Raw genomic sequence first — 10,185 nt, forward strand, 5'->3', positions numbered from 1 at the left:
AAGTTTCATCTTTCGAGCCAGCCGCCGCTGGTGCGCGTAGTATGACCGCCATGACCAAGGCAGCGGTTGAGGTCTCGGCCCCCGCCGAGGCGGTGCCGTATTCAGCGCTGGACACCGTATTCTTCGTGGTGGGCGGCATCTCGGCTGTGTGGCTGACCTCCCTGCTGGTTCAGCTGAGCTTCCAATGGGGCTGGGCCCAGGTCTGGTTCCTCTTCATCTTCTGGGGTCTGCTCGCCTATCTGGTGCTCCCCCGTCTCCACCGGATCCTGACCCGGCTCTACGTTCCGGACTACTTCATCGGCCGGGCGCGCACCAGCGACGGGCTGCTCGGCGATCCCGTGAACGTCGCCCTGCTGGGAACAGAACCGCAGATTCACGCCGTGATGCACTCCGCGGGCTGGACGCTTGCCGACGACGTGACGCTGGCCAGCAGCAGGCGAATCGTCTCCTCCACCCTCCTGCGCCGCAGCTACCTTCAGGCCCCTGTGAGTCCGCTGTTCCTGTTCGGCCGCCAGCAGGATTTTGCCTACCAGCAGGAAGTCGACGGCACCCCGGGCAAACGCCACCACGTCCGTTTCTGGCGCTGCCCGCCCGGCTGGCTGCTGCCCGGCGGGCTGACAGTCGACTGGCTGGCCGCCGGTACGTACGACCGCAGCGTCGGGCTTTCCCTGTTTACGCTCCAGATCACCCACAAGATCGACGAGCACACCGACGCCGAACGCGACCACGTCGTCGGAGCCATCACCGGGGCGGACCCCGCGGCCGGGCTCCGGGTGATTCGCGACTTTTCGACCGGCTATCACGCGCGCAACGGCGGCGGCGACACCATCATTACCGACGGCGATCTGCCGATCGTTGATCTCCGGCGGACCGCCGAGCGGGCCGCGGCGGTCCGGCCTCCGGGCGACAGGCCCCCGAGCGACAGCCGCAACAGGCGCCCGGCGACCACGATTGTCGGGGCGGTCTTCGTCGGTGCCCGTGCCGCGGCGGCTGCCCTGCTGGCCATGTCCATGGTGCTCTTCCGGGACGCGCACGTGAGCTCCCTGGTGCAGCCCGCAGCCGGCCCGGGCATCACGGAGGCGCAGGCGGAAATGGCCGTCACCGGCGCAACGGCGGTTGTCCTGGTCCTTGCCTTCGGCTATGTCCTGTTGGCCTGGTTTGTGTTCCTAGGCCAGAACTGGGCCCGAACCGTGGTCATGGCGTTCAGCACGGTGGCCATCGGCCTTCAGGCGTTCGATGTCTTCCATGGCGGTCCCGACATCACGCTGCAGTCCAATCTGCCTGGCCTGGCCCTGGACATCCTGCTGCTTCTGGCGCTCTCGAGTAAACGGTCCCGCGACTATGCCCTGCGCCCCCGCAAGGAACCCAAGCGGGATTCCAGCCGTCCCGGCGGCCAGGCACCGTTCTGAATCCCCACGCATCGGGGAGGTCTTGACAGCCCTCTTGTTACGGGAGCTAGATGTTCAAAAGCCGACAACCACCGCAGGATTCCCAGCAGAGGAGCGGACATGAGCGAAGACTCACAGACGCCGGAGCGCGCCCATAGCGAGACCCCCGCCGAGGGTGATGCAACGGCTGAACCCTTTGACGACCGGGCCCATTCCCAAGACGCGGCAGAAGGCCCGGACATCGACGACGAACCGGGCACGACGCCCTAGTACATCGCCCATAGCTTCGCCGACGCACGGGCGGGACAGGGCCGTAGCTTCGCCGACGCACGAGTTCGCCGGAAACGTGCGAGCTCGCCGGAACTTCCCGGCGATTGGGCAGGTTTCCGGCGATTTCGGCTGGCCGGGTGCGGCCAGTGCCCTGACGGTCCCGGGCGCACACAGACGGTGACGGGCGAAATATCTCCGCCTGCCTGCGTGTTGGCCCCGACATGACAACAATCGGAATCATCGGCGCAGGACACATTGGCGGCCAGCTCGCCCGCAAGGCCGTGGAGTTCGGCTACGACGTCGTGATCAGCAACTCGCGGGGGCCGGGAACCCTGGTGGACCTCGTCGCCGAACTGGGGCCCAAAGCCCGGGCCGCAACGCCGCCCGAAGCGGCAGCTGCCGGCGACTTCGCCGTCGTCAGCGTGCCGCTTAGGAGCATCCAGGACGTGCCCGTGGAGCCGCTGGCGGGCAAGGTCGTCCTCGACACCAACAACTACTACTGGGAAAGGGACGGGCATTTTCCCGCCCTGGATGCCGGCGAGGCCACCACCTCCGGCCTGCTGCAGGAGCACCTGCCCCAGTCCAAAGTGGCCAAGGCCTTCAACCACATCAGGTCCTCCCAGATCACCACGGACGGCGCACCGGCCGGCACACCCAACCGCCGGGCCCTTGCCACGGCGAGCGATTTCCCGGAAGCGGCTGAGCTTGTGACCAGGCTCTATGACGAATTCGGCTTCGACACCGTCAATATGGGCCCGCTGTCCGAAAGCTGGCGCACGGAACGGGACCGCCCTGCCTACGTGATCCGGCAGAACGCGGCCCAGCTGGCCGAGAACCTGGCCAGGGCCCCGCGCACCATCTGATTCTTCCTCCCGACGCCGGCCCAGCCGCCACGCCCTGCCGATCCCAGCCCCGCCCCGCCCACCGCCCGAACTCGCCGGAAACCTGCGAACTCGCCGCAAGTTTCCGGCGAACGGGCAAGTTTCCGGCGAACGGGTTTCCGGCGAATTCGGCCGGGCTTGGGCCGGCGGCATAGTCCGCTAGGTCAGCTCTGGACGGCGGGCTCGAGCTTGAGCATCTTGGCGATGACGTAGTCGAGCTCGGAGTCGTCGAAGATCTTCTTCCAGTCGTCCTTGATGATGGTGTCCTTGCCGTACTGGATGGCGATCTCGCAGGCCTCGGAGAACGGGTTGGAGCCGCGCAGGGCGTTGGTCAGGGCGATCTGGACGTGCCCGAACAGCATGGCCTTGGCAGCCTCTTCCGGGACGCCGGCCGTGTGCACGGTCTCGTGCAGGGCTTCCTTGAGCAGGGTGCCGATCATGCAGGCGACCGTCTCCACCAGGGTGGGCTCAAGGATGGCGAGCTGCTTGACGGTGACCCAGTGGACGTCGATCACCGGGGCGTAGATGACCTTGATGGTGGCCTCGGCGGCGGCGCGGGCGGCCTCGGTGGCGTCCTCGTCGATCGCGGCGACCACGTTCTGCGGGGCGCCCTGGCCGCCGAAGGTGTCGGCCCATTCTTCCTTGGTGGTGCGCTCGAGGAACACCGAGGGGTGGCACGGGTGGGCCACGGCCTGGACGACGTCGTCGCGCTTGGCGAGCAGGCCGGCGTAGGCGGCCGCCGGGTCGAGGGTGAGCAGGATGGCGCCGGACTTCATCTGGGGAACTACGCCGTGGGACACGACACCCAGGACGGTGTCCGGGACGGCGAGGATCACGACGTCGGCGTCCTTGATGGCGTCCTCGGTGGTGCTGATGTCCCGGCCTTCGGCGCGGACGCGGTCCTGGCCGGCCGGCGAGTTTTCGCTGTAGAAGACGGTGTGGGCGCTCTTCTGGAGGTTGGCTGAAACACGCAGCCCCATTTTGCCTCCGGCTCCGATGACGGCGACGGTCAATTGTTCTGCTGACATTTCAGTTACTCCTTAGGAAATCGAGGCTTTGCTGGGTCCACTGCTTTTCGAGGCGGATGGTCTCTTCTTCGGAGGCCTGCCACGGCAGCCAGTGCTCGATGATCTGGTTGATATTTCTTTCTTTGGGCTGCAGCTTCCGGGCCATGTAGGCATAGTCCAGGAGGCCTTCGCCGAGGGGAGCGCCGGAATAGGTAAACCCGACCCACCCCTCCTTGCGGCTGAACGCAAAGTCTTTGATGTGCATGTTCAGGACATACGGCGCGACGGCGTCAATCACCTCGCGAGGGGATTCCAGCGCCGCCACGGTGTTGGCGGGATCGCTGCAGATGCCCAGGGACGGGCTGCCCACCCGGGCGATGACGTCCAGGACGCGGGAGGTGGGGACCTGTTCGTAGGTTTCCACGGCGATCTTCACCCCGGCGGCCTCGAACTCGGGCAGGACGTCGGTGAAGACGGCCGCGGCCTCGTCCGCGTCCGGGGTGTGGCCCGGGACGTTGAACATGGTCCGCAGCAGTGGCGCACCCAGGATCCCGGCGATCCGCAGGAACTTCCGCAGATGCTCCGGCCGGATGCCCTTGGTGCCGAGCTCCAGGGACATCCCCAGGGCATCGGCCGTGGCCCGCACGGCTTCCAGTTCCGCGTCCGTCATGGTTTCCAGCGGGGCATAGTCGCAGATCTGGAAGAGGTCCACGCCCAGGGCTGCGGTCTCGGCCAGTGCCTCATGGAGAGTCAGGGGTGCGGCGACCCGGTCCGAGAGCTGCCAGAAGAAGGCGTAGCTGCTGAGCCCGATTCTTGAACGGATTCCTGAATCCTGGCCGATGCTCGAGCCCTCGCCAATGCTGGAACTGAGCCTTGTGGTGGAGCTCATGGCCGGCCTCCCGCCGTCAGCAGAAGTCCCAGGCGTGCGGCGGTTTCGTCCAGGATGGTCCTGAGCGCCTGCGGGTCGTGGGCGAAGCGGCCCAGGAACAGCCCGGCGACGGACATGTCCAGCCGGCTGATCAGGCCGGGTCCGGCGCTGCCGCCGTAAATGACCCTGCTCTCGGTCTGGCCCGGCAGGGCGCGCAGGTGCGCGTCCAGTCCGGCGATGACGGCGCTGATGTACTCCGGCGTGGCGGGCTCCGGGGCCCCGATGGCCCATTGCGGTTCGTAGGCCACGATGGTCCGGGTTGCCGGTCCCAGGGACCGTGCCCGGTTGAGCGCGGCGTCTATGTCCGCCATGCAGTGCCGGATGGCTTCCTCCACCGAGCCGGGCTGCAGCTCCCCGACGCAGAGTACCGGGGTGAGTCTGTTGCGGTAAGCGGCGGCGGTCTTGAGGCCGATCGTCCTGTCATCCTCGCCGAAGATCCGGCGCCGCTCGGCATGGCCAACTTCGGCGTAGCGTCCGCCGAGTTCGGCGACCGTCCGGCCGGAAACCTCGCCGGTGTAGGCGCCTTCGTCTTCCCAGAAAATGTCCTGCGCGCCGGCGCCGGCCCCGGCCACGCCGAGGATCCGGGCTGCATCCGGCAGTGCCGGCAGTGCGGGCAGGACAAACAGTTCGATCTCGCCGCTCTGCACGGCAGGGTGTGACAGGGCGACGGCGGCGACCTCGCGGCAGTAGTCCAGCGTGCGCTGGTAGCCGAAGTACATTTTCAGGCTGACGCCGATGACGGCCCTGGGCCGTGTGTCGGCGGCACGGCCGGCGGCTGTGTCTGTCCCGCGTGCGGCGGGGTTAGCAGGAAGTGACACCCTCGTAGTCCTTAATCAGTGTGACTTTCTCGGCCGAGGCCGAGGTTTCGTCGAAGGTGTAAGTGAGCCACTCGCGGGCGAGCCTGCGGGCGAGTTCCAGGCCGACGACGCGCTGGCCGAAGGTGAGGACCTGGGCATTGTTGCTCAGGACGGAGCGTTCCACCGAGAAGCTGTCGTGGGCTGTGACGGCGCGGATGCCCGGGACCTTGTTCGCCGCGATGGCCACGCCCAGGCCGGTGCCGCAGACCAGGAGGGCGCGGTCCGCCTCGCCGGAGGCGATGAGTTCGGCGGCGGCGATGGCCACGGAGGGGTAGGGGGTGTGGCTGGTGGCATCCACTCCGACGTCGGTAACGGAGTCGACCAGCCCGTTGGCCTCCAGGTCCGCCTTGAGGGCTTCCTTGTATTCGAATCCGGCGTCGTCAGACCCGATGACCAGGCGCAGCTTGGCGCTCATGCGTTCTCCTTGACAGATTTTTCCTCGACGAGGGTGTTGTGAATTGCTCGGACGATCAGTGCCATGGACACCGCTCCCGCGTCCGGCGTGCCGAGGCTCTTCTCGGCGTGCGGGCGGGCGCGTCCCATGAGGGGCAGAAGCTGGGCGGTGTCTTCCGCGGCCTGCTGCGCAACGGTGGCGGCGGCGCCCCAGGAGTCAGCAAGGGACTGCCCGGCGTCCACGCCGCCGGCGAGGGCGTCGCGGAACGGGACCAGGACATCCACCAGGGTCTTGTCGCCCGGTGTGGCTTTGCCGAAGTCCATGATTGCGGCCGCGGCGCCTGCGACTCCGGCGGCGACAGCGCCGGCGTCGGGGGCGTTGGTGTTTCCGAGCGCATCCCCGACCGCCCGCAAGGCCATGCCCCACAGCGCACCGGAGGTGCCGCCGGCCTTATCTGCCCAGGCATCTCCGGCGAGGTGAAGGGTGGTCGCGGCTCCCGCGCCGCGGGCGACGGCGGCCGCAGCGGCGTCGACGGCGGCACGGACGCCGCGTTCCATGCCGATGCCGTGGTCGCCGTCGCCGGCGACGGCGTCGATCCGGCCGAGTTCCTCGGCGTTGGCGTCCACGACGTTCTTCGCGGCGCCCAGCGCGGCCAGAACCCGGATGGCGCCGGCGCGGGATTCGTCGGAGGCATCCGGGATGGACGCTTCGATCTCGGCCGGGTCGGTGAAGTCGGCGGGCTCGAGGGCGTCCGCGGTGACGGCGCCGCGGCGGAAGGCCGGGGCGTCGGCGGGGGCGTGCCAGAGGGTTTCGAGTTCCTCGTCGAGCCAGAAGAGGGTGAGGGAGGTGCCGGCCATGTCGAAGCTCGTGACGAGTTCGCCCACCTGCGGGTCCACGGCTTCCAGTCCGGCTTCGGCCAGGAGCTGGGCGACGCGGCGGTAGACGACGAAGAGTTCCTCGTATTTGACGCTGCCGAGGCCGTTGAGGATGGGGACCACGCGGGACCGGGCAGCAGCGCCTGCGGCTTCGCCGGGCTGGCGCTCGGGGATTTCGGTGAGGAGCTTGGCGACCAGGAGCTCGGCGAGCTCGTCCGCCGTCGGGATGTCTGTCTCCCCGATACCGGGTTCGCCGTGGATGCCCATCCCGACGGCCATCCGGCCCTCGGGGACGGAGAAGAGCGGGTGGTCCGCCCCGGGCAGGGTGCAACCGGTGAAAGCCACGCCGAAGGAGCGGGTCCGGTGGTTGGCGCGCTCGGCGATCTCGATGGTCCGGTCCATGCTGTAGCCGGCCTCGGCAGCGGCGGCGGCCACCTTGAAGACCGTAAGGTCGCCGGCGATCCCGCGGCGCTTGGCATGCTCGGCCGGCGGGGCGGAGGAGACGTCGTCTGTGACGGCGATGCTGCGGCAGTCGATGCCTTCGGCGCGGAGCCGGGCCTGGGCCTGGTTGAAGTGCAGGACATCGCCTGCGTAGTTGCCGTAGCCCAGAAGGACGCCGCCGCCGTTGTTGGCGGCCTTCGCCACGTTGTAGATCTGCTGCGCGGACGGGGAGGCGAAGAGATTGCCCATGGCGGCGCCGTGGGCCAGGCCCTGGCCGACGAGTCCGGCGAATGCGGGGTAGTGGCCGGAGCCGCCGCCAATCACGAGCGCCACGGTGCTGGGGGTGCTTTGGGTGTTGCGGACGACGCCGCCGGAAACGCGCCTGACCCAGCGGCTGTGGGAGGCGACGAAGCCCTCGATCATTTCGTCAGCGAAGGCTGCGGGGTCATTGAACAGGCGGGTCATGGGGTACTCCTGGAAGAGGGAAAGCTGCTTGGTGGGTGCCCGCCGCGGCTGTGTGGCACGCGGCGGGCACCGGATTGTTGGGAGCGCGAGGGGTCCGTTAGAGGGCTGGTCCGTTAGCGGGCGGCAGCCGACTCCGCGGCCTCGGACTCCCCGGCCTCGGACTCCCCGGCCTCAGGGGCGACGTCGACGGCCGTTCCATTGGCAGCACCGCTGCGGGCAAGCACCACCATGAGGATGGCCGAAAGGATCATGAAGCCACCCACCACGAGCATGGGCACGTTGTAGCTGCCGGTCCAGTCCTTGAGCCAGCCGGTGATGTAGCCGGCGCTGAAGCCTGCCAGGTTGCCCACGGTGTTGATCAGGGCGATGCCGGCGGCGGCCGCGGCGCCGGTGAGGAACTGGGTGGGGACCGTCCAGAAGTTCGGCAGGGCCGCGAAGATGGACATCGCAGTGAGGGTGATGATCGCGATCGTCGCCGCCGGCGATCCCGCGAAGAGTGCCAGCGGGATGCTCAGGCCGCCGACGAGGGCGGGGACGGCGATGTGCCAAGTCTTCACACCGCGTTTAGTGGCGTCTTTGGACCAGAAGTACAGGGCAAAGGCTGCCGGCAGGTACGGGATGGCCGTGATCAGGCCCTTCTGGAAGACGTCGAACTTTGCGCCGTACAGGCCTTCGAAGCCGGAGATGATGGTCGGCAGGAAGAAACCGAGCGCGTACAGGCCGTAGATGAAGCCGAAGTAGATCAGGGCGAGCATCCAGACGCGGCCGTTGCCAAAGACGGTGCGGACGCTGCCGTGGTTATTGCTGGCGGCGGTTGCGTTCTTTTCCTTCTCCAGCGCTCCGGTCAGCCAGGTCTTCTCGTCAGCGCTCAGCCACTTGGCCTTGGCCGGGGAATCCGCGAGGTAGAACCAGGCCGCGATGCCGATCAGGATGGCGGGAATGGCCACGCCGAAGTACATGACGCGCCAGCCTTCGAGGCCGAAGAGGCCATGCTGCTGGATGAGGAGGGCGGCAAGCGGGGCTCCGATGACGGTAGTCAGCGGCTGGGCCAGGTAGAACAGGGCCAGGATCTTGCTGCGGTGACGGGACGGGACCCACAGGCTGAGGAAGAGGATGGCGCCGGGGAAGAATCCGGCCTCGGCCACACCCAGGATGAAGCGCAGGACGTAGAGCTGCTCCACGCTGCCCACCCAAGTGAAGAGGAGGGAGACGATACCCCAGCTGACCATGATGCGGGCCAGCCAGCGGCGGGCGCCGAACTTGTGCAGGGCAAGGTTGCTGGGGACTTCCAGCAGGATGTAGCCAATGAAGAAGACGCCGGAGGCGAAGCCGAACTGGGCCGCCGAGAGGGCGAGATCGGCGTTCATGCCGTTGGGGCCGGCGAAGGAGATGGCCGTGCGGTCGAGATAGTTGATGAAGAACATGAGAGCGACAAACGGCACCAGCCGCACTGCCACCTTCTTGATTGCAGATCTTTCGACCACTGACTGAGTGGTGTCCACATTGACTCCTAGATGTTGATGTCCCGACCGCTTCCTGCGCTGGAAGCTTGGGGATTGGTCTCATCGCGTAGTCCGGAGGACTGGCCAGGCCCTAACTAAGCGTGTGATAAAAACCATAAGGCGTTCATCCCAAATTGGTCAACCGGTTGACATGTTTATTTCACAGACGGACCTCTGCATGGCTCGGCTGGTCCGGGTTGTTACGCTGTGAAGGTGTCCGTAAATTCCGCCGCTTCAACGGCCAAAATAAGTGCCGCACTCGGTTCCATGGAGCAAGGCTCGGTTGTATCCGAGGTCGCGGAACGCCTTCTTGGGTACTTCACGAGCGGCGAGATCGCCGTCGGGACCCGCCTGCCGGCCGAACGCCAGCTCGCCGCCTCGCTGGGGGTGGGACGCTCCGCGGTCCGCGAAGCCCTCGCAGCACTGGAGATCCTCGGGATTGTCATCGTCCGCCCCGGTTCCGGAACCTACCTTCGCGACGGCATTTCCGAGCTCCTCCCCCGCACGCTGAGCTGGGGCCTCATGCTGGGCGCCCCGCGCACACGCGAACTCGTGGAACTGCGCGGCGGACTTGAGGTTCAGGCCGGCCAGTTGGCGGCCCAGCGGACCACCGACGACGCCCTGGACCGGATGCGCCAAAATCTGGCCACCATGGAACACAGCCTCGATGACCTCGCCACGTTCGTGGAGGCCGACGCCGCCTTCCACCGCGAGATTGCCGCCGCCTCCGGCAACCAGGTCCTGCAGGAACTGCTGCAGAGCATCCGCTCGCTCCTGCGCATCTGGGTAGACCGCGCCTTGACGGATGAAGGGCACGCGGCCGCGGCCCTGGCCGAGCATCGGGAAATCTTCCGGGCCCTGGAATCGAGGGACGAGGCCGCCGTGACGGCAGCCATGCGCTCCCACATGGACACGGCGTCCCGGCGCCTCCTGGCCGGGTTCGACGCCGACCAGGCCGCCACGGACTGAGGCTTCTTCCCCGCGTCATCTCCCGGGCGCGTCTCCCCCGGGCGCGCGAAATCGCCGGAAACCTGCGCGCTCGCCGGAACGTCCCTGTGTGTCAGGCTGTTGTGTGACAGGTTTTCTGTTGCTGGAGCCGGTGCTCAGAGCGGGGGAAGGTCCATCATGGACTTCGTTATGCCTGTTCGTGTTTCGAACCGGAAGCACTTCACTACCG

10 protein-coding genes are annotated in these 10,185 nt (G+C 67.4%); 4 read left to right on the forward strand and 6 right to left on the reverse strand.

Annotation, left to right across the window (positions count from 1 at the left end):
* Window positions 1-41: 41 nt before the first annotated feature.
* From LQV16_RS14960 to LQV16_RS14970, 3 genes are all read left to right on the forward strand, one after another.
* Window positions 42-1,409: an LssY C-terminal domain-containing protein gene (locus LQV16_RS14960; RefSeq protein WP_229994695.1), complete on the forward strand. Its 1,368-nt coding sequence runs from the start codon at window positions 42-44 to the stop codon at window positions 1,407-1,409.
* Between the two features lie 99 nt (window positions 1,410-1,508).
* The gene (locus LQV16_RS14965; protein WP_229994696.1) at window positions 1,509-1,658 is read left to right on the forward strand and encodes a hypothetical protein; all 150 of its coding nucleotides are present in this window, start codon (window positions 1,509-1,511) and stop codon (window positions 1,656-1,658) included.
* A 221-nt stretch (window positions 1,659-1,879) separates the two neighbouring features.
* Window positions 1,880-2,521 (forward strand): NAD(P)-binding domain-containing protein, encoded by a 642-nt coding sequence (locus LQV16_RS14970; RefSeq protein WP_229994697.1) that lies wholly within the window; start codon window positions 1,880-1,882, stop codon window positions 2,519-2,521.
* A 182-nt stretch (window positions 2,522-2,703) separates the two neighbouring features.
* Here the strand turns inward: LQV16_RS14970 and LQV16_RS14975 are convergent, their stop codons facing one another.
* The 6 genes from LQV16_RS14975 to LQV16_RS15000 form a co-directional block, all read right to left on the reverse strand.
* Window positions 2,704-3,567, reverse strand: coding sequence for a phosphogluconate dehydrogenase C-terminal domain-containing protein (locus LQV16_RS14975; RefSeq protein ID WP_229994698.1), 864 nt, complete (start codon window positions 3,565-3,567; stop codon window positions 2,704-2,706).
* A gap of 1 nt (window position 3,568) precedes the next feature.
* Entirely contained in the window at window positions 3,569-4,369 is an 801-nt protein-coding gene (locus LQV16_RS14980) for a sugar phosphate isomerase/epimerase family protein (protein ID WP_229994704.1), read from the reverse strand.
* 62 nt (window positions 4,370-4,431) lie between these two features.
* A complete protein-coding gene (locus LQV16_RS14985) occupies window positions 4,432-5,292 on the reverse strand; it encodes a triose-phosphate isomerase family protein (protein ID WP_229994699.1) in 861 nt (286 codons plus the stop codon).
* Window positions 5,276-5,746, reverse strand: coding sequence for a ribose-5-phosphate isomerase (locus tag LQV16_RS14990; RefSeq protein ID WP_229994700.1), 471 nt, complete (start codon window positions 5,744-5,746; stop codon window positions 5,276-5,278). The genes LQV16_RS14985 and LQV16_RS14990 overlap by 17 nt, the downstream gene beginning before the upstream one ends.
* Window positions 5,743-7,506, reverse strand: coding sequence for a dihydroxyacetone kinase family protein (locus LQV16_RS14995; RefSeq protein ID WP_229994701.1), 1,764 nt, complete (start codon window positions 7,504-7,506; stop codon window positions 5,743-5,745). Before LQV16_RS14995 ends, LQV16_RS14990 begins: the two co-directional genes overlap by 4 nt.
* A gap of 113 nt (window positions 7,507-7,619) precedes the next feature.
* Complete coding sequence (locus tag LQV16_RS15000) at window positions 7,620-9,008, reverse strand: MFS transporter (protein WP_229994702.1); 1,389 nt, start codon at window positions 9,006-9,008, stop codon at window positions 7,620-7,622.
* Between the two features lie 267 nt (window positions 9,009-9,275).
* On the opposite strand from LQV16_RS15000, the gene LQV16_RS15005 reads away from it, so the two are divergent.
* The gene (locus LQV16_RS15005) at window positions 9,276-9,977 is read left to right on the forward strand and encodes a FadR/GntR family transcriptional regulator (protein WP_229994703.1); all 702 of its coding nucleotides are present in this window, start codon (window positions 9,276-9,278) and stop codon (window positions 9,975-9,977) included.
* Window positions 9,978-10,185: the final 208 nt, after the last annotated feature.

The sequence above is a fragment of the Arthrobacter sp. Bi26 genome, from assembly GCF_918697925.1.
Taxonomy (GTDB): domain Bacteria; phylum Actinomycetota; class Actinomycetes; order Actinomycetales; family Micrococcaceae; genus Arthrobacter.